Genomic DNA, 23,062 nt, shown 5'->3' on the forward strand with positions numbered 1-23,062 from the left:
GTTAGCCGAATTCAATAAATCATTCACTTGGGACTTCTTTCATTAAAGACGATGTACCAAACACCTCATATTTCAATGAAAAAAAATAAACTTTTACCTGTGTGGATCTTATCCATTATGCTAACCAACTTCAATATTGGATTTGCAGGAAACCCAACCAAAACAGCCAACATAAATTGGCTTGATCAGTCTGCTCCATCTCACTTTTCAGGTACCACCTTTGGTGTACCTTGGGAGCGCGGGTTAATTGAACCAGGCCAGACCTTTAAACTAATGAGTGATGAACAAACATCTCTTGATATCCAGACATGGCCATTCGCATTTTGGCCAGATGGTTCAGTCAAGTGGACTGCAGTGGCAGTTAGTCCCGGCGACCATTTGCCTGAAGATCTAAAGTTAATTGAGGATTTAAATCCGAAATACAAGAAAACCCTTAAAGTAATTGAAGATAAAAAATCAATAACCATTAAAACCGGAATAATGGAAGTTACCATTAATAAATCCGGATCAAATATTTTTGAGTCCATATCTCGGGAAGGTGTGATATCTGCAAAAAATGGACATTTGGTGGTTTTGCACCAAAACACACCTGAATTAAGTCCAGAATTCGCAGTTGTAACGACCCATTTTACGGGACAGATCAAGGATGTGTTATTGGAGCAAGACGGACCGATACGATCTGTTGTAAAACTATCAGGTATTCATCAATCGGAAAATAATAATCAGCTCATGCCTTTTTCAGTTCGTTTGTATTTTTATGCGGGATCAGAAAATATTAGAATTATGCACTCCATTACATATGATGGAGATGAAGAGAAAGATTTTATTCGTGGTATAGGAGTTCGTTTTGATGTTCCCATGCACAATGCTCAAATGCACGATCGGCACATTCGTTTTTCTGGAGAGAATGATGGTGTTTTTGCAGAAGCAGTTAAAGGGTTAACAGGATTACGCCGTGATCCCGGATCGGAAATTATTTCAGCTCAATTGGAGGGTCTTATGACACCGGCTGTTGAAGAGTTTCCTGAAAGAGTGCGTCGTGGTTTGCCTTATATTGCGACTTTTGGTGATTATACCCTATTTCAATCTTCCTCAAATGCATTCAGAATAAGAAAAAGAACTGAACCGGGTCACACATGGCTAAATGCAGGTTATGGTTCCCGCTCGTCCGGAGCTGGTTTTGTAGGTTCACCCTTGGGAGGTATAGGGTTTGGAATTAGAAATTTTTGGCAATCTTATCCTGCTCAAATCGATATACGAAAGGCAAATACCGACAACGCGCAAGTTACTTTGTGGTTATGGGCACCTGAATCAGATCCTATGGATTTGCGATTTTATCACGACGGTATGGGTATGGATACCTACGAAAAGCAATGGGAAGGTCTTGAGATCATTTATGAGGATTATGAACCAGGTTTTGGCCGTCCCATAGGTGTCGCCAGAACCAGTGAACTGGATTTATGGGTTCCGGGTAAAACTCCCGCAAGAGAAAATTTTGCTAGTTACGCTGCCTCCGTTGCCAAACCGCCCATATTGATGGCCGATCTTCAACACATCTATGATGCAGGAGTTTTTGGTGGCTTATGGACTGTAAAAGATTCATCTGATACAGACCCAATTAGAAATCAAATTACCGACAAGTTAGATTGGCTATTTGATTATTATAAGAAAAGCGTGGATATGCATAATTGGTATGGTTTCTGGGATTATGGTGATTTTATGCACACCTACGATTATGACCGTCATGTGTGGAGATATGATGTTGGTGGATATGCCTGGGACAATTCAGAACTTGCTACAGATATTTGGTTATGGTACTATTTTCTCCATTCTGGCAGAGCGGATGCATTTAGGATGGCTGAGGCCATGACACGTCACACCGGAGAAGTTGATGTTCATCACATTGGACCATTTGCACCACTTGGATCCCGGCATAATGTTCTGCATTGGGGGTGTAGTGCCAAACAGTTAAGAATTAGCACGGTAGCTAACAGACGATATTATTACTATCTCACAGCCGATGATCGAGTGGGAGATTTAATGGATGCTCAGATTGAGGCTCATCGGACGCTTCACGATGTGCCCCCACTTCGAAAAAGAGTTGATGTTGATTTAAGTGATCCCTCTAAAGTATTGTTAAGTTTTGGAACCGACTGGGGATCGATCGCGTCTGCCTGGCTAACCGATTGGGAGCGAAATAGGAACAAAGCATCATACAAAAGAATTCGTAATGGAATGAAATCAATAGCCGCCCAACCTCAGGGCTTCTTTACCGGTGTTGGTATGATGGATGTTGAGACTGGAGCTTTTGAAATCTCCGATAGCGATCAAATTGTTGTTTCACATTTAAATGCCGTTTTTGGTCTGATTGAAATTGTTGCTGAACTGATTGAACTGATTGACATTCCTGAATTTGAAGAAGCATGGTTGCAGTATTGCAAACTCTATAATGCTTCCGATGAGGAGCAATATGCGGCATTGGGAACAGTCTCACGCAACAGGGGCCTAAGACCAGGACATTCTCGTTTAACAGCTTATGCTTCAATGAAAAAATCAGATAAAGAATTGGCTTTGCGCGCCTGGGAAGAATTCATACTTAATGATGCTGAAAGATCTTTAAAAATACCTGAGGCTGTTGAAATAAAATCGCCTTATTCTTTAAATACAATAATTGAAGCGCCTGATATTTCTACTAATTATGCGGCTCAATGGGGACTTGCTGCTATGCAGATTTTGCGGCTTATAGATGTTAGCAAGACTTCTAAAAAATAATACGGGGCCAATGCCATCCCCTTTTGCAACTGTTATTCTGGTCATTTTTAAATATTTTGAATTAAACAAACACAAATTGAGAAAATTTATTCATAAATTTTTATTTAAATTTACAATACTACACATAAATAATGTTTATGAACTACACACTTAATCAATTACGAATATACCAGAAAGTGGTGCAAACAAACAGCATCACAAAGGCTGCAGAAGTGTTACATCTTACCCAACCAGCAGTTTCAATTCAGTTAAAAAACTTTCAGGAACAGTTTGAAGTGCCATTGATTGAAATTATAAACCGGAGGATTTTTGTGACAGATTTTGGGAAAGAGATTGCCTCTGCCGCAGAAAAAATATTATCCGAAGTGCACGCCATAAACTATATGATGCAAGCACATAAAGGCTTGCTTACCGGAAAACTCAAATTTTCAATTGTTTCCACAGCAAAATACGTAGCACCATTTTTTATTGTCGATTTCATTAAACAACATCAGAACGTAGAGCTATTGCTGGATGTAAAAAACAAGGCACAGGTTATGAATAGCTTAGAACGAAATGCTGTTGATTTTTCATTGGTAAGTGTTTTGCCAATCAACCTGAACATTGAAAAAATGGGATTGATGCAAAACAAACTTTTTGTGGTAGGAAATAACGATGAAACTTTCACCAAGAAAAAATATGACAAGAGAATATTTGAAAACATGCCACTTATTTACCGCGAACAAGGTTCCGGAACAAGGCATGTTATGGAAAAATTCATTTTGGAAAACAACCTTCCCGTCACAAAAAAAATGGTACTCACCACCAATGAAGCTGTAAAACAGGCAGTAATAGCAGGGTTGGGCTATTCTATTATGCCCCTCATTGGTATAAAAAACGAACTTCTGAATCAACAACTACAAATCATTCCGGTGGAAGGATTCCCGATATTTTCCACATGGTATTTAATTTGGTTAAAAGATAAAAAGCTTACACCGTTAGCTTCAGCCTATTTAAAATATATCGAAAAAGAGAAGGATAATATTATAAAAAATAAATTTAACTGGTTTGAAGAGTACTAAACATAACTTCAACAAAAATGCTTTATCTTTATTCTAAATATCAGGCTATTTAAATATCAGTTTATCAATCGCTTTTTGTCGCATAAAAACATACAAATGGAGCTACACATCAACCTTTCGAAAAGAAACAAGTCAAGAACCAGAATCTTTTATGGGATAATCCTTGTACTCTTTTCAATTTCATTTTTAATTATAAAGCTACTTATAGATGGCCACATCAGCACCTTTGATTGGATATATGTTATAGCATTTATCCTACTGGGCATAGGCCATCTGATTGAAGGATATGGATTCTCTTTTGCCACATTATTAAATAGAGAAGCTTTTGTTCATATTGGAGAATCCGGCTTTAGAATTAAAAAAGATGCTTTTTCCAAGGAAAAAGTAATTGAATGGAATCATGTTAAATCAATTGAATACAAATCGGCTCAATATAAAATAGGATTGAATAATAACGAAATCATCCGTATAGATATCCCTACAGATGATTATCATCGGGTTCAGATTATTAAGGAATCCGTAAATCATTATGCAGAAAAAAATGAAATTCATATAGTCCATTTGTAATAATCATGACACACAGATTCATGGATAAAAAAAGAGTTGCATTAGTAACAGGTGTAAGTAGAATTAATGGTATTGGAAAAGCCATATGTATTGAATTGGCCAAACAAGGAATAGACATTTTTTTCACCTACTGGCGACCATATGACAAATCCATGCCATGGGGGATTGATGATAATGAACCGGCAATAATTCAAGATGAAATATCAGACCTGGGCGTTCATTGTAAACACTATGAAGCTGATTTAATGAATGAATCAAGTATCGAACTGATATTTAATAAAGTAAAAGAATATTTTGGTTCAGTCTCTATTTTAATAAATAATGCTACATACAGCACGCAAACAGATATTAAAAGTATTACATCTGAGAATCTGGATAACCATTACATGGTTAACCTAAAAGCACCACTACTGCTAACACAAAAATTTGTAGACCGATATGATGGAAATGCCCATGGACGAATAATAAACATCACATCAGGCCAAAGTTTGAGTGCAATGAGCAACGAAATTGCCTACGCAGTTACGAAGGGAGGAATAGAAACATTTACTAAAACCATGCAGCATGAACTTGGTTTTAAGAACATCACAATAAATGCAGTCAATCCTGGCTTAACTGATTCCGGGTGGATAAACTCCGGGTGGATAGACCAAAAGCAAACCGAGATTTTTCGAAAAAGATTTCCTAGAGGAAGATTTGGTTTGCCTGCTGATGCAGCAAAACTGGTGGGATTCCTTGTAAATGAAAATGCCGATTGGATAACAGGCCAAATCATACATTCAGAAGGGGGATTTATAAGAGAAAGTTATGAATGTTAAAAACAACACTCTATAATTTGATAAGCCGGAGTTAAAACATGCTCATAAGTGCTAACTAAATAAAGGTTGACGAAGGATTAACAAAATAATTTTCGGATGAAACGAGACAGGAGGCTTCGGGACGAGTTCCATCCCGAGTACTCGGGATGGAAAAACAAATTATAGACACATGAAAGCAACAATTATTTTAATGGTTATCTTTTTAACAACCATTGGCGTAAACGCCCAGGACGTATCAGGAAAATGGTACGGAATAGTAGAAGTTCCCGGAGCTTCGTTACCTATTGTTTTTAATATCGAAGAAACCGATGATGGATTTGTGTCAACCCTCGACAGTCCTGACCAGGGAGCTTATGGAATAGAGGTAAAAACAACAACATTTGTTGAAGGCATTTTATCAATTGAAATTCCGGGATTATTTCTGAAATACACAGGACAATTTGAAAACGAAGAAATTAAAGGAACATTTTCACAATCGGGATTTGATATCCCTTTGGTGTTAACCCGCAACAAACCTGAAAAAAAAGCTTTACAGAGACCACAAGAGCCAACTCCTCCATTTCCTTATCATTCTGAAGATGTGATTTTCAAAAATGAAGAAGCGGGAATTAACCTTGCCGGAACACTCACCTTACCAAACATGGATCAAGAGCATCCAGCAGTGGTGCTCATAACTGGCAGTGGTGCACAAAACCGGGATCAGGAGATTTTTGGCCACAAACCTTTTTTGGTCATTTCAGACTATCTAACACGACACGGAATAGCCGTACTAAGATTTGACGATCGTGGATACGGTGAGTCGGAAGGCGACTTTTCCAGTGCAACGTCGAAGGATTTTGCATCCGATGTGCAAAGTGCTGTTGAGTATCTTATGGCCCGCCCGGAAATTGACAGCAAGCGAATTGGTTTGGTTGGTCACAGCGAGGGAGGAATGATTGCTCCTATGGTAGCTGCTAAAAATGAAAAGATTGCATTTATAGTCCTTTTGGCCGGAACCGGCATGAAAGGGAGTGATCTGCTGCATCTTCAAGTTAAACAGATTAGCCGCGCTTCTGGAATGCAAGATTCTGAGATAGAGAAGTCATTGAAAATTAACAGGAATGTTTTCAATATCGTCAGCAAGACTGAGGATATTAATGATTTAAAATCAAAACTCGAAACCTATTACAAAAGCATTCCATCAGAAGAAATACCTGGAGGAGTATTAACCGACGACATTATTAACTATCAGGTTAACATGTGGGCAACGCCCTGGATGCGATTTTTCTTAAATCACGACCCACTTATCCCATTAAAAGAAGTAAAATGTCCGGTTTTAGCTGTAAATGGAGAAAAAGACCTCCAGGTACCTCCCAATGAGAACCTGTACGCCATTGAAAAAGCTCTGAAGCAAAGTGGCAATAAAAACCATTCGATTGTTATATTTGAGGGATTAAACCATCTTTTCCAGGAATGCGAAACAGGGCTGCCTTCATCATACGGTCAAATAGAACAAACCTTTGCCCCAATTGTACTTGAAACAATAACTGAATGGATAGTTACGCAAACAGAATCGATCCCTTAATCATAAGTATCTAATGTTTAGAAAACTGGTAGCCATTGAGCCTGTTGGCATAGTCCCTCACGTCGAGAATAAATTAAAACAATTTGCCAAAGAAGTAATCATGTATCCGGACATCCCTATGGATTCAAATGAAATAGCATTGCGCATTAACGACGCGGATGCGGTTTTATTAAGCTATACAACCACACTGGATGCGGAAACATTGAAAAAATGCCCAAATGTTCAATATATCGGAATGTGTTGTTTGTTATATTCTCCAGAAAGCGCAAACGTAGATATTCGTTATGCTGAAAAAAATGGCATAACCGTGACAGGTATTCGGGATTATGGAGATGAAGGAGTGGTTGAATATGTGATTAGTGAGTTGGTGCGATGTTTACATGGATTCGGAGCAAACGATAATGGAACTGACACCAAACCATGGTTTGGTATGCCTTCGGAAATTACCGGTTTAAAAACCGGTATTATTGGTCTGGGAAAAGTTGGAGGAATGACTGCCGATGCACTCAAATTCTTTGGTGCAGAGATTTCATATTTTTCACGTAGTGAAAAAGAAGAAGCCAATGCAAAAGGTTTCCGGTATATGGATCTGAACAATTTATTATCGTACAACGATGTAATCATTTGCTGCCTCAACAAAAACACAGTTCTTCTTCACAACGAACAATTCAATCACCTTGGGAATAGGAAAATTCTATTTAATGTAGGTTTATCGCCAGCATGGGATCGTGAAGCATTCGAAAAATGGATAAAGGAAGATAATATCTGTTTTTGCGATTCCTTTGAAGCATTAGGAAGTATAGAATTGGCTAATCACCCTAATGTGAAATGTATGGGAGTTTCGTCGGGAAGAACAAAACAGGCATTTGAGCGACTAAGTGAAAAAGTGCTCAAAAACATAGAAGAATTTATTCAGAATAGAAAATATCATCAATGAAAACGTCCAGCGCAAGCTTTACTGCTTCAACATCTCCCGATCGCAGGTGACATCCAATAACATGATCTCCGGCATCGGGGATGGCTTGCTTCAATTTTAAATGCGACGGGGTGAATAACTCATCAAACATTTTTAACATGGCATCAACACGAACCACATCATCTTGTTCCTGTTCGTTTTTGTAGTAATAAAGCATTAATGCTGGCTGAGATACCCTTTTAAAGAGAGCCGGTTTCATAGCTGTTTTCAGGAATTCCTGGAGTTCTGCCACTGCATTTAAGCTATACTGACGGTACCAATATTTATCGTACCAGTCAGCCGGGTGATCTGAAATTGTTTTGTTACTTCCCGTAATTGCTTTCCCCAGTTTAAGTCCCCAGGGTTGGTTCATAATCCATATATTCGGGTCGTTGACCCGAATATTGGGTGAAAGCAAGATGATTGCTTTCACATCCTCAAACTGAGCAGCCATCAATAAAGCCAATGAGGCACCGGTGGATGTTCCCATCAAAACAATCTCATCTCCCAATGCCCTGGCAATGGAAAGATGCTCAAGAGCATCATCCCAAAACTTTTGAACAGAAAATTGCTGCATGGGTAATGTATCAGTCAATCCATGATCATAAAGCCGGGAAAGCAAAAGATTAGCTCCCATCCTGTCAGTAACGTGTTGATGAACCGGGTTTCCTTCTTCGTGACTAGCACCAAAACCATGCAGATAAACTAACACCTTTGGGGTAGCTTCCTTTGATGAGTCACAAGCCCAGACAATGGAGGCCTGGTTATTTGGCTTAATGGAGAAGTTTGCTTCACGTAAAGTCAGTTTGGCTTCTGCTTCAATTGGACTTATTGGTGTTTGAGGAACATTGGTATGATAAACCGGCATATCTGGTCTTGGCCCAATAAACCATACCAGAGCCAAAACAAATAATATCCCCGGAAGATAATATTTTACACCACGGTTCATCACTCTGGAATTATTCTCCCCTACTCTCTCTGATTTTCATAAGGGAACGGTTTACGCGTTTTTTCGATCCTTCGTATAATCCGAATTTATGAAAACCACATTTTAAAGCACCATTGAAAAGCGTATGCTTTTCAGATGGTTTAAGCCCCACCAATTTTAAAGCCTCCAGATTGGAACTTATTATCCATGCCTCCCAGCCGGTATATTCATGTTTCAGCTTGGTGCCAACCCCTTCATACAAAACAACAATATCCTTTGTTTTAAGTCGCTCATCATAAGGAGGGTTCATCATTAAAACACCACCTTTGCCAATGGGATGAGTTTCACTAAAAGCAGCCACCTGAAAATCGATGTATTGTTTCAATCCAAAATCCAGAGCCGATTGCCGGGCTATATCAATGGACTTTTTAGACATATCACTTCCTGAAATTCTACAATCGGGGCGATTAACTTTACTTTTGGCTTCCTCAAGAACAGTTTTCCACAATTCCGGATCAAAATTATTCCATCTGGAAAATCCAAACTCTGTTCTTTTGATATTCGGAGCCATATTGGCAGCAATCATAGTTGCTTCCATTACAATGGTTCCCGAACCGCACATAGGATCGTGAAACGGACGAACACCGTCCCAACCTGAAAGCAATATCATTCCGGCTGCCAACACCTCATTGATGGGTGCCGGATGCTCGCCTCCCCTGTATCCCCTTCTGTTAAGAGGTTCACCGGAACTATCCATGGATAAAGTAAATTTATCTTCAGCCACATGGACATTAATCAGCAAGTTGGGTCGTTCCACATCAACAGAAGGGCGTTTACCGGTACTTTCTCGAAACTGGTCACAAATGGCGTCTTTGGTTTTAAGCGCCACATATTTACTATGTTGAAAATACTTTGAAAAAACGACTGCATCAATGGCCAAAGTCTGGTCGTTGCGCAAGTAAGGTGACCAATTAAACGCCTTTACCTTTTCGTACAATTGTTGCTCATCTCTGGCGGTAAAAGTCGTTAGAGGTTGAAGAATCCGGATAGCAGTACGCAAACACAAATTACTTTTATACAACAACTCTTTGTTGGATTCAAAAGAAACGGCTCTTTTTAAAATTTGAACATCTCTGGCTCCCATCTCTTCCAGCTCTTTAGCCAGAACAGGTTCCAGTCCGTGAAAAGTTTTAGCAACAAGTTTCAAAACAGGTATATTTAAATGAATTTTTTACAATGCAAAAATAGTAAAATCAACGGTTAAATCGTTTTAAATAAAACAGGTTAAACCTCAAAAAAGGTTTAACCTGTATTTTGTTCCAAAAGTCTGCTAAATGAAAAAACTATTCAGCTGCTGTCTCACCTTGAGCACGCATGGAGAGAATATCTCTGTCGAAAAGGTACAATCCGCCATCACCCAAGAGATTAAGTTTGTCAATAATAGTCTGAGCAGAAGCCTCCTCCTCAATTTGTTCTTCTACAAACCACTGAATCCAGTTATGTGTTGTAAAGTCCTTTTCATTCAAACATACAGCCACAATGTCATTAATTGACTTGGTAACATATTGCTCGTGCGAAAGAACCTGCTCAAACATTTTATGGACATTATCAAAATCAACAGGGGGCTTTTCAAACGCCGGGATAATGGCTTTGCCACCTCTTTCGTTAACATATGCAATAAATTTCAGCATGTGCATACGTTCTTCATCCGCTTGTGCATACATCCATTTGGATACACCTTCCATTCCTTTGGTTTCGGCCCAACTGGCCATGGCTAAATAGAGGTTGGATGAATAACCTTCTTTTTCTATTTGCGCTACCAAAGCTTTTTCTACTTTCTTATTAAGCATGGTTAATTAGTTTAATTGGTTTATCAATATTAATTCAAAAAACAGTGAAAAGTTCAATTATATCAACTAAAATGCCTAATTTGGAATTATTCTAATTAAACAATTTACATATTAGAATGTTCTATTGGTTGGATGTTACAAAAATGTAACATTCTGACATATGAATAAATTACTGATTATATTACCATTAAATGCCTGCACATTGTAATGTTTTAAAATAATCTGAACTTCCCCTTTAATAAAATCCAATTGCTTTATGATAAAGAAAATTCTTGTAGCAAACAGAGGAGAGATCGCCGTAAGAATCATCCGTACGTGTCGCGAAATGGACATAAAAAGTATAGCGGTTTTCTCAGATGCAGACAGAACTTCCTTACATGTAAGGTATGCTGATGAAGCATACCGAATTGGCCCTCCTCCATCGGCAGAGAGTTATTTAAATATGGATGCAATTATCAAGATTGCAAAAAAATCAAAAGCAGATGCCATACACCCAGGTTATGGCTTTTTGTCTGAAAATGCAGAGTTTGCAGAAAAAGTGCGGAAAGCAGGACTCATTTTCATTGGGCCATCAGCTGAAGCCATCATAGCCATGGGAGATAAAATGAGAGCCCGTGAACTGATGCAAAAAGCTGAGGTCCCGGTTGTTCCCGGTTCCGGAGCCCTGCCCGATGATGAAGCAAAAATAAAAGAGTTGGCATCAGAAATTGGCTATCCTGTTATGATTAAAGCTTCAGCAGGTGGAGGTGGAAAAGGGATGCGTCTTGTTCATAGCTCAAAAGATCTGATCAGTTCAAATAGACGTGCCCGATCGGAAGCAGCATCAGCCTTTGGAAACGATGCGGTTTATTTGGAAAAATACCTGGAAGAACCGCACCACATTGAGTTTCAGATTTTGGCAGACAATCATGGAAATGTCATTCATCTGTTTGAGCGTGAGTGTAGCGTTCAGAGGCGCCATCAGAAAGTAATTGAGGAGACACCTTCCCCATTTTTGACTGATGAAATAAGACAGGAGATGGCTAAACATGCCATAGCTGCGGCAAAATCGGTTAATTACTCCGGAGCAGGAACCATTGAGTTTCTCATGGATAAGCACCATCATTTCTATTTCCTCGAGATGAACACGCGTCTACAGGTAGAGCATCCAATTACCGAGCGTGTAACAGGGGTTGACTTGGTTAAGGCACAAATTCTAATCGCCAACAATGAGCCGTTACATCTTCAACAAGACGAGTTAAAGCAGTCAGGACATGCCATAGAAGCCAGGATATATGCCGAAGACCCTTACCACAACTTTATGCCTGGTGCCGGATTGATTCGTCACATTTCAGAACCATTAGGCCTTGGTATGCGAACTGACGGCTATGTTTTTGAAGGTTATGAAGTTCCGGTTTACTACGACCCGCTTATTTCGAAACTGATTATTTGGGCACCCACACGAGCAGAAGCTATTGACAGAATGAAGCGTGCCTTATATGAATACAAAATCACAGGTATAAAAACCAACATTGCTTTTATACAACGCATCATGGAGGCCAACGATTTTATTGAGGGTAATTACAACACGCATTTTATAGAAGAAAATCTGGATTTTTTGTTGCAACCATCAGTACAATCTAAAGAGATTGAAGATATTGCCATGATCATGGCATATCTTGATTACCAAAACAAGCAAAACAAGCGTAAGGATTTTGTGTCTCATCAACAAAAACATCATTCCAACTGGAAAAATTTTGGACGACTGTTCCGGCACAATCCTTATTAAATGAAGTGATTGTGATAGATAAAATGGACACCATAAATCAAGCCTTATCGGAAAGCTACAATGCAAAGTAAAATAATAATTGGCGAGTACCATTTGGCCTTAATAACTAAATTTTGACACATGAAACGAGCCATGAGGATCAATTCTTACACAGGGGAATGAATATGATGGCGAGTTCCATGTGACCGTTGAATAACAAATTATAGACACATGAAAATGATGGTTCAAAACGGGAAAACAAATAAAACCGTTAAAGTAATTGAAAAAAATGGTGATATTTTTAAAGTATCCATAAACAATAAAATATATGAACTTGATGTTGTAAAAGCAGCAGAAGGGGTTTATTCAATTTTATATAAAGGCCGAAGCATTGGTATGGAGATGATTGAAAGTGGCGAGGCAGGTAATTATAAAGTTAATACGTTGCATAATTACTTTGAGTTGAAAGTAATTCCAGCGATTATATCCAGCTCCAACGGGAATGGGAAAAAGTTGAAAAACCAACTGATTAAAGCTCCTATGTCAGGAAAAATTGTAAAACTAAAAGTTAACAAAGGAGACAAAGTAGAAGCCGGGACCCCTCTCATAGTGCTTTCGGCCATGAAAATGGAAAACGAAATCACAAGTGATATATCAGGTACTGTTGAAAAAATAGACGTTTCAGAGGAAAGCCTTGTCAATGAAGGACAATCGCTGATACATATTAAAAGCAATTAGATCATGTTAATGCCATTCAATGCCATTTTCATTAAAGGACATTGGAATAAACTTACCGTCATTCCATTCCATCAGTTTGGTATACCCTGCTTCCATCAATAATTTTGCTACCTGAGAGAATCCGGAAGTTAATTTCTCAGGATCATGAGCATCACTGTTAATTGTAGCCGGGATGTTGTTTTCGAACATCCATTTAAAATGCTTGCTATCAGGAAAAAGCAAACCGTTTTTGGCAAAGTACTTGGTATTTATCTCTACTATAACATTTTTCTCTTTAGCCATTAACATGGTCTCACGAACCAGATCAACATACCAGTCATCGTCCTCATCAAAATGCTGTTTAACTACATTATGCATTCGAATTTTATCCATGTGACCGATGATATTTGGAGGCTGGTAACGGAGCATCTCTATTTGAAGTTGGAAATACCGAGATACAGCACTTCTCACATTACCGTTAAAAATTTCTGCAACGCCTTGTTCAAACTCTTCATTGCTGTTATCAATGGACCAATGTTGACCGGATGGAAACCGATCCACGTAATGAATGGAACCAACAACATAATCCAGGTTGGCCGCCAAAATGTCGGGATGCAGTGAACCAGCTATCTCAGGTATATAATCCACCTCCAAGGATTTCAAAACCAGAAGGCCATTGAAATTCTTACTTTGTAATTGTTCAATATCCAAAAGGTATTGCGGAAGTTTATCTCCCGGCATTGTCCACCCGGTTTCGAAAGGAACCGGTGCGTGACATGAAAAACCGATAATCTTCATACCTTGCTCCAAAGCTGCGGGAATATATTCTTCCGGTGCTTTTCGCCCGTCACAATAATAGCTATGTCCGTGATAATTGCTCCAACTCATAACATCATCTTTACATCTAACTTCAAAGTACGCAAAATTCAATCAAATAAAAAAGTGGAATTATCAGTGGCATAAAATGGATGGCCGAAAAAAAACCGCTATTTTTGCAGCCTCAAAAAACAACAGATGACATTTAAAGAAGAAATACAACGTCGGCGAACTTTTGGAATCATCAGTCACCCCGATGCCGGAAAAACCACTCTTACCGAAAAGTTATTGCTTTTTGGAGGAGCCATTCATGTGGCAGGAGCCGTAAAATCTAATAAAATTAAAAAAACGGCCACCTCCGATTTCATGGAAATTGAAAAGCAACGAGGAATTTCCGTTGCCACCTCGGTCATGGGATTTAATTATAACGGATACAAGGTAAACATACTTGATACGCCCGGCCACCAGGATTTTGCAGAAGACACTTACAGAACCCTTACAGCAGTTGACAGTGTAATCATTGTTATCGATGGAGCCAAAGGTGTTGAAGCTCAAACCCGCAAACTTATGGAAGTTTGCCGTATGAGAAAAACTCCTGTAATTGTATTTATTAACAAATTAGACAGACCCGGAAAGGATGCCTTTGAACTACTAGATGAAGTAGAAGAAGAACTTCAGATAAAAGTGCGTCCATTGGCATGGCCAATGGGCAATGGCGATCAGTTTAAAGGAGTTTACAACATTTTAGAAGAAAACCTCTATCTTTTTACACCTAACAAACAAGTTTTAGAGGATGGCATTGAGATATCCGACATCAACGATCCTGAAATTGAAGAGTACGTAGGTAAAACAAGTGCTTCAAGTCTGAGGGAAGAATTGGAACTTCTGGAGGGAGTATATCCTGAATTTGATAAAAACGAGTATCTGGCCGGCAACCTGGCTCCTGTTTTCTTCGGTAGTGCATTGAATAATTTTGGCGTAAGAGAATTACTGCACGCATTTTTAAAAATAGCCCCCTCTCCTCTTCCTTCAAAAGCAGAAGAGAGAGTTGTTGATGCTTATGAGGATAAATTCACCGGTTTTGTGTTTAAGATCCATGCCAACATGGATCCAAACCACAGAAACCGTCTGGCATTTGTAAAGATATGCTCCGGCCATTTTAAGCGCAATACCAACTACTTACATATCCGACAGGGAAAACAGATGAAATTCAGCAGTCCCACCGCATTTATGGCCGAGAAGAAATCTATCATTGATGAGGCATTCCCCGGGGATATCGTAGGGATTCCCGATTCAGGAAATTTTAAAATCGGAGATACATTAACAGAAGGTGAAATGCTACACTATAAAGGATTGCCAAGTTTCTCACCTGAACTCTTCAGGTATATTGAGAATGCAGATCCAATGAAAGCCAAGCAACTTGCAAAAGGTGTAGATCAACTAATGGACGAAGGTGTAGCTCAGTTATTCATCAATCAATTCAATGGGCGAAAAATAATTGGGACAGTGGGAGTTTTACAATTTGAAGTCATTCAACATCGTTTGTTACACGAATACGGAGCTTCATGTAGGTACGAACCAATTAACCTATATAAAGCTTGCTGGATAACCTCCGATAACAAAGCTGAATTGGAGGACTTTAAAAAACGAAAAACCCAATACATGGCCAAAGACAAACATGGACGGGATGTATTTTTAGCAGACAGCTCCTATATGCTGCAAATGGCTCAGGAAAATTTTAAAGATATTCGATTCTACTTTACCTCCGAGTTTTAATACAATTCATTTTCGGGTAAGATAAATCATTTGCGTCATATTGGTGAGATGAATCTTGAGATTCATTGCTTTATGCAAGAACCTGACCAGGATTCAAAAATAGAGTAAAAGATGCTGAGATCACAAATTATTAAAAATCAGTGATTCTTCATCAAATCATTGAGAAATTGGTTAAAATTAGATGAGATAGCATCTCTATTTTCCGGTACCATCACATCATATAACGAAAATGTCTGACAGATCATTTCGGTAAACATTATTGCCAAATGCAATAATGCATTCAATTCTTGGCGTCGTTAGACACAAAACAATTTTATAACGGATAATATTGATTCATAATAAATCAATATCGTTTAGTTAAGACCTCACAGGTTTCGATATTCTAATTAAGACAGGATGATAAAAGAAATAATATCAATAGTTACCGGAAAAAACCTGTCAGGTTTTTTCGCTTAATTAAGCGACATTGCATAATAAATACTTAAAAACATATGTTGGAAGTTTGTTATTACTGGGAATAACTATAAATTTGAGTGAATACAATTGAATGTCTTAATAAGGATCATATATGAGTACAAACAAAATAGAAGAAGGCTTACGACTGACATTGGAGAAAAGAGTTGATGATGATGATTTGGCAAATAGACTGGGAACTTCTGGTGTTAAAGCATTTTCAACGTCAGCACTTATTTTGTTTATAGAAAAAGCTGTGACCAACCTCATTAAGCCATATCTTGACGAGAATAAAGAAACTGTTAGTTCCGAAATCAATGTAAAACATTTTAAACCGGTTGGTAAAGGGGAACTAGTGCGGTGCATGGTACATCTTAAATTTATAGAGAATAACAAACTGTTTTTTGATGTCGTTGTATTGGATGAAAGTCTTGAAGAGATTGCCATTGGTGCTCATAGTCGATATGTAGTCGATATTGAACTTTTTCATGCGTCAATTGTAAAACACTAGTTTAATGGAATTTTACGATACTTTCTGGTTTACCTGGGTCATCATACCCTTTTTGATATTTTTAGCACGTGTATCCGATGTTACCATCGGAACACTACGTATTGTTTTCATTTCCAAAGGATATAAGATACTTGCACCCATTCTTGGTTTTTTCGAAGTCTTTATATGGTTATTAGCCATGGGAAAGATATTTCAAAATCTTGATAACTGGATGTATTACGTAGCATATTCCGCCGGTTTTGCGGTGGGGAACTATATTGGCTTAATCATCGAAGAAAAGCTGGCACTTGGCTTTATGAACCTGCGGATTATTACTCACGAACAAGGAGATGCATTAATAAAAAGACTGGCAAACGAAGGGTTTGGAATAACATCATCGGAGGCTCAGGGTACCAGATCCAGGGTTAATATTATCTACTGCGTCATCAAACGAAGTGATTACAAACTGGTTGCTGATATCATTCAGGAATATAACCCGAATGCCTTTTATACCCTCGAGGATATCAGGTTTGCTAATATGGGAGTATTTCCTGTCAGATCTATGATGCGTGGCAATGGAAACTTTCCATGGCGTAAAGGAAAATAGCTGCTAAAATAGCAGTGTTTTCTTGCAAAAACCCTTTGAAACCTTTATATTTGTTATAGGTTCATTGAAATAAAAATCGGTATAGAATCAAGGTTAATTACTTGAAAATAAAACCGCATCAACTGCTAGTGATTGTTAAACTCAACACTAATAACATACCGAGAAAGCTATCCTTTTCAAGGACAGGCCTCAACCTTCGGGTTGCTGTTCGCAGCACAGAGGATCTTCGCGATTAGGGTGCACTCAAATTCCTGTCATTTAGGAGTTTAATTAGTCTCAGTTGATGCGGCCCCATAAAAAAAGCAGCATGGAAATGCTGCTTTTTTTGTTCTATATTTGTGATTTGATGTATCACTACAAATTCCGTAATAAAACATTCTCCTTCATTTCGGCTTTCTGTTTGGAAAAAGCATCAAGAATCTCTTTTAAAGTTTGATAACCTTCAGATTCCTCGAAATGAAAATCTGATGAACCATGTGAATCTATTTTATCAATGATACAATTAACAGACATTTTATCGATGTCAAATGCCGGAGCATAACCGATGTCTCTATCGTCGTCAATTGATAAAACCTCCACTAAAACACCTGCTTCCTCAAGTTTTCTGAGAAGTTCAGAAACCAAGCGAATTGGCAGTTTAAGACTAACCGATATTTCACTCAAAGATGGAGCAGGCTTCTCATCCCTGAAGGCATCTACCAGGTATTTTACAACGAGCAAGCTTACTAAACGCCTATAATGAAAACTCATTTTTTGAGTATCGGCTTCGAACTCAAAGCTTTTTTCATTTTGAAATGCGTATGAAAGTTCTGCACCAAATAAAACAATCAGCCAAGAGATATTCATCCATATCAAAAACAAAGGCAATGCTGCAAAACTACCATAAATGGCATTATACTTTGACATGCCAATCTGGAAGGTAATATATGCAAACTGAACAAATAAGAACAAAGAGCCGGCGATAAATCCTCCAAAAAAACCGGCAGATGGTTTAACCTTAGTATTTGGCATTAAAATAAACATCAACGAAAACACAAGCCAAATTGCAAGGTAGGGAGAAGCCCAGACAATAATGGGTGTAGCCACCCTTCCTACATCAAATATTTCAATGCTGTTAGTTATAAAAACCAAGAAACTGGAAGAAAGCATCATTAGAACGGTAGCCACCAGAACAAATGAAATATAATCACTGAACTTTCTTACAATTGATCGGGAGTGTTTTACATCCCAAACATCATTAAATGATTCCTCAATGCTGCCAAGAATCTTCATTACACTCCACAGAAGAATCACAATTCCAATACCGGCAATCATACCTCCCTGAACATTATCAAGATAGCTGAGAGCAAATTCCTGAACCCAATTCATAACCTCCTGATGACCTGTAAGTTTTGACTGAAGTTCTTCCTCCAATCTCTCCCGAAAGCCAAATCCTTTTGCAATGGCAAAAGCCAAAGCAACAACCGGGACTACAGATAATAAAGAATAGTAAGTAAGTGCTGATGCTTTAATCTGGCAGTTATCAACCATGAATCTTTTTACAGCAAGAACAAAAATGCGGAAAAATCGGATGGTCAAATATTGCCGCTTAGACGTTTTTTCTTTCCTGATGCGCCAAATATCCTCCTGCACAAATTTCTTTACCTTATCTATTTTATTTTTCACGAGCGAACAATTAAAAAATTAGGAAAAGAAAAAGCAGCAAGTCTATAAGCCGGATTCTGTACTGATTAACAGTGTCTGTCATTTATCTAGGATTGCAGTCACCTGCGATCTCCAGCGACCTACCCTCCCCGGCTGAAATCAACAGGGCGAGCAACCCTGCTTCTATAAAGAAACCGGGGTATACATGGTCTTGCAACACGTGTGACGTACGGCTTCCGATGTCACCACCGGAACCGGTGAGCTCTTACCTCACCTTTTCACCCTTATTCCGGCAAGCCGGAACGGTCATTTTCTGTTACGCTGAAATACCCTCACGAGTATCTTCCCGTTAGGAAGCACGTTGCTCTTTGTTGTCCGGACTTTCCTCTGCAAACTACAGCTTACAGCGACAGACCGACCTGCTGCATTATTTTATTTATTCGATACGATACCTCTCATACTGGTCAAACCTAACCAGAAAGGCATCTGGATACCCTTTTCTCTTTACATTTTCCAACTCCTGAAGAGCTGTATTACCTAGGAATCGACCAGTTGTATATCGAAAGATTCTATCCTGCATATAAAACTCATACACAGTCTCGAATTGTTCAAATTCTGAAACATAAACCGGAAATCTGTAGGCTGCAAGCTGTATGGTATATTCCCGGTTTGGGTCAGGAACAAATCCTTCAACCCCTGTTGACTGGTAATCACTTCCTTTTAAAGATATTTTTCTTAGATTTAAAACAAAGGCATCCTGATATCCTTTTGCTTTCACTTGATCCAAATCACGGGCAGCTTCTGCAAAAGTTCTATATTCCCCTACTGTGTATCGTACAAATCCATCGGTTGAAATAAACTCCCGTGCCACCTCTATATCATTAAAAAACTCAGGATTTCCTGGTGGTTCTGCCAAAGCCAGAATTTGAATAGTAAAATATGGCGCAGTTATATCATGCACAGTAATTATTCTGCGAGCTGAACGTAAATGCTCAAGCTTGTCACCATAAGCAAATATCGTGCAAAACAACAGTGGAATTATAATAAAGCTCTTTATCAGGTTCATCACTATAAATTTTGTATTAGGTTCAATCTCCAAAATTCGACATTTTCATTCAATTATGAAAGTTCAATGGTTTCAAAAATTGATATTATTGTAAAAACCGCCAAATTACAACCTCAACGCGTCGGTTTTCGAGATGTTCAGAATCACTACATAATTTGCCTCTACTGCAGTTATTTAACAAATATCTCTCTCCATATCCTCTGGCAATGATATTATTACCAGAAATACCGTTGGATTCCAGATATGATTTTGCTACTTCAGATACATTCTGTGAAGTGGTAAGGTTATTCATCCGATCACCGCGTGCATCGGTATGCGCATTAAGACGAATTACAACATGAGGGTTGTTTTGTAAATAACCTGCCACTTGATCTAAAATTCTGTATCCTTCCTGGGTAATTTCAGAACCAACATATGGTATAATTAAACCACTGATCTCATTCAGCGCAGCTTCCCTAAATATGCGAGTAAGGGTAATACCATTTCTCTCGATCTCGGTTAATTCTAGAATATTGGCGACAAGTTTTCGTGTATGATATTCTGATTTGGAAACTTCAATTTCAAACTCCTGTCCCTCTCTTCTGTAATTATCAGGAATTGTTATCAAAAACCGACCATTGGAACCGGTTGAACCACGAGCAACCACGCTGCCTGTAAAAGAATCTAAGATCCTTACTGATGCGTTTTCAAGAGCATCTTCATCAAAAGAACTATTAACCATTGTTCCAAATGTTGAAGGGAACATAGAAAGATCAACTGTTGGTTCTTCAACAACAGGCTCTTCCACAATAGGCTCTTCAATTACAGGCTCAGGTTCAGAATCGGGCAATCCAATGACAGGGATTACGTCCGCGGGCTCACTTTCAACTCTATCTTCAGGTTCACGAAGCCTCACCGCATATAATTCATCGTTATCACCATCTCCTCTTCTGTTCGTTGAAAAGAACCCATGAGATGGATTATCCGGGTTAATAACAAATGCAAAATCATCAAAGGAAGAGTTCATAGGCTGCATCATATTCTCTACATTTCTCCAGTTGCCATTTACATTGGCAGCTTTAAAAACGTCTAAACCGCCAAAACCAATGTGTCCATCACTGGAAAAATACAATACATCATCCTGACTGATAAAAGGAAAGACCTCATTACCGAAAGTATTAACTTCTGGTCCAAGATTTCGTGGTGGACCATAGTTTCCTCGCCCACGAATTTCTACCATATAAATATCCATTCCTCCATAGCCACCAGGCCGGTTTGAAGCAAAATATAGAAATTTGCCACAAGGAGTCACGGCCGGATATCCTGTATCAAAATCGTTGCTATTAAAAGGTAATTCGCGTTCATTTACCCAGTCCCTTCCATCATGTTCAACAGAAAAAATCTTAAATACAGACCCTCCGCGTACACGTACAACGCGGGTATAATACATTCTTTTCTGATCAGGAGTAAAAGAAGTTGCACCAACGTGTTCAGGGAAAACCAGATTCTGAGAAAAGAGTCTCCGTTCCGAAGAAACACTTCCATTGGTAAGTTCGGAGTAATATAAATCAAGCATACTTCTTCCTGTTCGGTCTCTGCGTCCTCGTTGACCTTCATCCTCGGGAGATGCTGAAGAATAAACAACTCCATCACCGAAATATTGAATACCAAATGACTGACCAAACGTTGGTATTAATGATGGTAAAACATTTATGTCTTGGTCGAATATGGGATTGGCAAGCGCCCATTCACAAGCCCTGATTAGTTCATCTATTTGACCTTGAATACGAGGGTTTTCAGGTCTGGCGCGTCGATATAAATCAATAGCTCCCTCATAAAAACCAATTTTATGTGTGGAAGAAGCGTATAGAAAAAGGTAATGACCAGTTAAATGCTGTTCCAATTCAGAAAAAATACTCCATGCTTCCATGATATTATTCCTGTCGTAATGACAATGCGCCACTTTAATTCTGGATTCAATATCAAGTTCATAACCACTAGCAACAATTCTTTGAAAGAGTTGAAGCGCTTCATAGTACTCTCCCCTGTTGTACTCATTATTAGCACGGCGTAATAAAGCTCCCTGACTCCAGGCAAGCGTAGAGCTTAACAGAAAGAGAAAAATAAATATGGACTTTAGGTATGGTCTCATCTCGTAAAGATTTATTTTCTATAGATTTTCAGATGTATCCCAACTTATTTAAAAACATCTGTGATTTTTTTAACTATTCTGTGTATCCGGAATTCAGGATACAACCAATTAGAAATACCTGATTGAACGCATTCCTGGTCTCCGGTTGAATGAAAAATCAAATTGGAGACTTATTTCATGTGATCCAAATTTTGCATGTCTGTTCATAGAATTAAACGGATAATCGGCCGAATATCGGACTGTAAATTGCCGGTTAATAATATATTCCAGCAAGAAAACCATATCGGATATGGAACGATAGGCCAATCCTACCCAAACTTGATCAGCTAAGAGCACAGATGTGGAAAAATCGAATACTAAAGGTGCACCATAAACTTCTCTAATCATAAGCGTAGGTTTCACTTTCACAGGATGCCAGTCAAACACATAACCTCCATACAAATATTTATGTATATTCTTATAATCTATAGAGTTCTTAAAGCCTTCGCTTCTTTCATCAAATTGATCAGTAAAAAATTTAGGAATAGAAAAACCAATAAAATAATCATCGGAAAAATAATAAGCACCAAAACCAAAATTGAAATTCAATTTTGTTTCTTTACCTGAAAACAAAGGATCCTCGTAATCGATGATAACGGCATCGGTTCCATCGTAGACCATGGAGCTTAAACCAAACTGAAGACCAAAAGAGAGAAACTTTTCATCATAATCCAGACGTAATTTGTAGGAAGCTGCACCAAACAGATCCAATGTATTGGTAAATCCTATCCGATCATTCACGATGGATAAACCAAGTCCAACATCGGTATCTTCAATTGGGCCATGTATATTTAAGGCCTGGTTCATAGGAGCACCCTCCAAGCCAACCCATTGACTGCGATGAATCATCAGTCCGCTAATAATGTCCCTGGTTCCATTGTAAGCAGGGTTTAACAAACCCTGATTGGCAATGTAGTGGTTGAATTGATATTGATTTTGACCAATGATCATTCCGCCACCCACAGTCAACACTAAACCTATTAATATCAGATACTTTTTAATCATAATATAGGGACTTAATTGTAACAGGTTTAAACCTGTTGCAATTGGGTTACTATCTC

19 protein-coding genes and 1 other RNA gene are annotated in these 23,062 nt (G+C 38.5%); 11 read left to right on the forward strand and 9 right to left on the reverse strand.

The window, feature by feature from the left end; translation table 11 throughout:
• Positions 1–75 precede the first annotated feature (75 nt).
• The 6 genes from EV194_RS06450 (at position 76) to EV194_RS06475 (ending at position 7,719) form a co-directional block, all read left to right on the forward strand.
• Complete coding sequence (locus EV194_RS06450; protein ID WP_132433226.1) at positions 76–2,772, forward strand: exo-rhamnogalacturonan lyase family protein; 2,697 nt, start codon at positions 76–78, stop codon at positions 2,770–2,772.
• Positions 2,773–2,909: 137 nt separating this feature from the next.
• Complete coding sequence (locus tag EV194_RS06455) at positions 2,910–3,833, forward strand: LysR family transcriptional regulator (RefSeq protein WP_132433227.1); 924 nt, start codon at positions 2,910–2,912, stop codon at positions 3,831–3,833.
• A gap of 96 nt (positions 3,834–3,929) precedes the next feature.
• Entirely contained in the window at positions 3,930–4,400 is a 471-nt protein-coding gene (locus tag EV194_RS06460) for a hypothetical protein (protein WP_132433228.1), read from the forward strand.
• 20 nt (positions 4,401–4,420) lie between these two features.
• On the forward strand, positions 4,421–5,218 hold the full coding sequence (locus EV194_RS06465) for an SDR family oxidoreductase (RefSeq protein ID WP_132433229.1): 798 nt from the start codon (positions 4,421–4,423) through the stop codon (positions 5,216–5,218).
• 169 nt (positions 5,219–5,387) lie between these two features.
• Positions 5,388–6,782, forward strand: coding sequence for an alpha/beta hydrolase family protein (locus EV194_RS06470; RefSeq protein ID WP_132433230.1), 1,395 nt, complete (start codon positions 5,388–5,390; stop codon positions 6,780–6,782).
• A gap of 13 nt (positions 6,783–6,795) precedes the next feature.
• Positions 6,796–7,719, forward strand: coding sequence for an NAD(P)-dependent oxidoreductase (locus tag EV194_RS06475; protein WP_132433231.1), 924 nt, complete (start codon positions 6,796–6,798; stop codon positions 7,717–7,719).
• On the opposite strand, the gene EV194_RS06480 is transcribed toward EV194_RS06475, so the two are convergent.
• From EV194_RS06480 to EV194_RS06490, 3 genes are all read right to left on the reverse strand, one after another.
• Complete coding sequence (locus EV194_RS06480; RefSeq protein WP_132433232.1) at positions 7,691–8,686, reverse strand: alpha/beta hydrolase; 996 nt, start codon at positions 8,684–8,686, stop codon at positions 7,691–7,693. The two genes, EV194_RS06475 and EV194_RS06480, sit on opposite strands and share 29 nt — an antisense overlap.
• Positions 8,687–8,696: 10 nt before the next feature.
• On the reverse strand, positions 8,697–9,872 hold the full coding sequence (locus tag EV194_RS06485; protein ID WP_132433233.1) for a THUMP domain-containing class I SAM-dependent RNA methyltransferase: 1,176 nt from the start codon (positions 9,870–9,872) through the stop codon (positions 8,697–8,699).
• Between the two features lie 136 nt (positions 9,873–10,008).
• Complete coding sequence (locus EV194_RS06490; protein ID WP_132433234.1) at positions 10,009–10,515, reverse strand: ferritin; 507 nt, start codon at positions 10,513–10,515, stop codon at positions 10,009–10,011.
• Between the two features lie 256 nt (positions 10,516–10,771).
• Between EV194_RS06490 and accC the strand changes: the two genes are divergently transcribed.
• Both accC and EV194_RS06500 read left to right on the forward strand, forming a co-directional pair.
• The gene (accC, locus tag EV194_RS06495; RefSeq protein WP_132433235.1) at positions 10,772–12,283 is read left to right on the forward strand and encodes an acetyl-CoA carboxylase biotin carboxylase subunit; all 1,512 of its coding nucleotides are present in this window, start codon (positions 10,772–10,774) and stop codon (positions 12,281–12,283) included.
• A 210-nt stretch (positions 12,284–12,493) separates the two neighbouring features.
• Positions 12,494–13,000, forward strand: coding sequence for an acetyl-CoA carboxylase biotin carboxyl carrier protein subunit (locus tag EV194_RS06500; RefSeq protein ID WP_132433236.1), 507 nt, complete (start codon positions 12,494–12,496; stop codon positions 12,998–13,000).
• Positions 13,001–13,006: 6 nt separating this feature from the next.
• On the opposite strand, the gene EV194_RS06505 is transcribed toward EV194_RS06500, so the two are convergent.
• Positions 13,007–13,867 (reverse strand): histidinol-phosphatase, encoded by an 861-nt coding sequence (locus tag EV194_RS06505; RefSeq protein WP_132433237.1) that lies wholly within the window; start codon positions 13,865–13,867, stop codon positions 13,007–13,009.
• 126 nt (positions 13,868–13,993) lie between these two features.
• Here EV194_RS06505 and EV194_RS06510 point away from each other — a divergent pair, with 126 nt between their 5' ends.
• The 3 genes from EV194_RS06510 (at position 13,994) to EV194_RS06520 (ending at position 17,121) form a co-directional block, all read left to right on the forward strand.
• Entirely contained in the window at positions 13,994–15,571 is a 1,578-nt protein-coding gene (locus EV194_RS06510; RefSeq protein WP_132433238.1) for a peptide chain release factor 3, read from the forward strand.
• Positions 15,572–16,139: 568 nt separating this feature from the next.
• On the forward strand, positions 16,140–16,535 hold the full coding sequence (locus EV194_RS06515) for a thioesterase family protein (RefSeq protein ID WP_132433239.1): 396 nt from the start codon (positions 16,140–16,142) through the stop codon (positions 16,533–16,535).
• A 4-nt stretch (positions 16,536–16,539) separates the two neighbouring features.
• Positions 16,540–17,121, forward strand: coding sequence for a DUF2179 domain-containing protein (locus tag EV194_RS06520; protein WP_132433240.1), 582 nt, complete (start codon positions 16,540–16,542; stop codon positions 17,119–17,121).
• A gap of 354 nt (positions 17,122–17,475) precedes the next feature.
• Here the strand turns inward: EV194_RS06520 and EV194_RS06525 are convergent, their stop codons facing one another.
• The 5 genes from EV194_RS06525 to EV194_RS06545 all read right to left on the reverse strand — a co-directional run bounded on the left by EV194_RS06525 (position 17,476) and on the right by EV194_RS06545 (position 23,006).
• Positions 17,476–18,786, reverse strand: coding sequence for a YihY/virulence factor BrkB family protein (locus tag EV194_RS06525; protein WP_132433241.1), 1,311 nt, complete (start codon positions 18,784–18,786; stop codon positions 17,476–17,478).
• A gap of 29 nt (positions 18,787–18,815) precedes the next feature.
• An RNA gene (gene rnpB / locus EV194_RS06530) (RNase P RNA component class A) lies at positions 18,816–19,191 on the reverse strand.
• Positions 19,192–19,201: 10 nt separating this feature from the next.
• Positions 19,202–19,831, reverse strand: coding sequence for an SPOR domain-containing protein (locus tag EV194_RS06535; protein WP_243699343.1), 630 nt, complete (start codon positions 19,829–19,831; stop codon positions 19,202–19,204).
• Between the two features lie 85 nt (positions 19,832–19,916).
• The gene (locus EV194_RS06540; RefSeq protein ID WP_132433242.1) at positions 19,917–21,962 is read right to left on the reverse strand and encodes an OmpA family protein; all 2,046 of its coding nucleotides are present in this window, start codon (positions 21,960–21,962) and stop codon (positions 19,917–19,919) included.
• 108 nt (positions 21,963–22,070) lie between these two features.
• Positions 22,071–23,006 carry a PorP/SprF family type IX secretion system membrane protein gene (locus tag EV194_RS06545; RefSeq protein WP_132433243.1) on the reverse strand — a complete coding sequence of 312 codons (936 nt, stop codon included), beginning with the start codon at positions 23,004–23,006 and terminating at the stop codon, positions 22,071–22,073.
• Positions 23,007–23,062: the final 56 nt, after the last annotated feature.

The organism is Natronoflexus pectinivorans, from assembly GCF_004345615.1.
In the GTDB taxonomy this organism is placed as follows: domain Bacteria; phylum Bacteroidota; class Bacteroidia; order Bacteroidales; family Marinilabiliaceae; genus Natronoflexus; species Natronoflexus pectinivorans.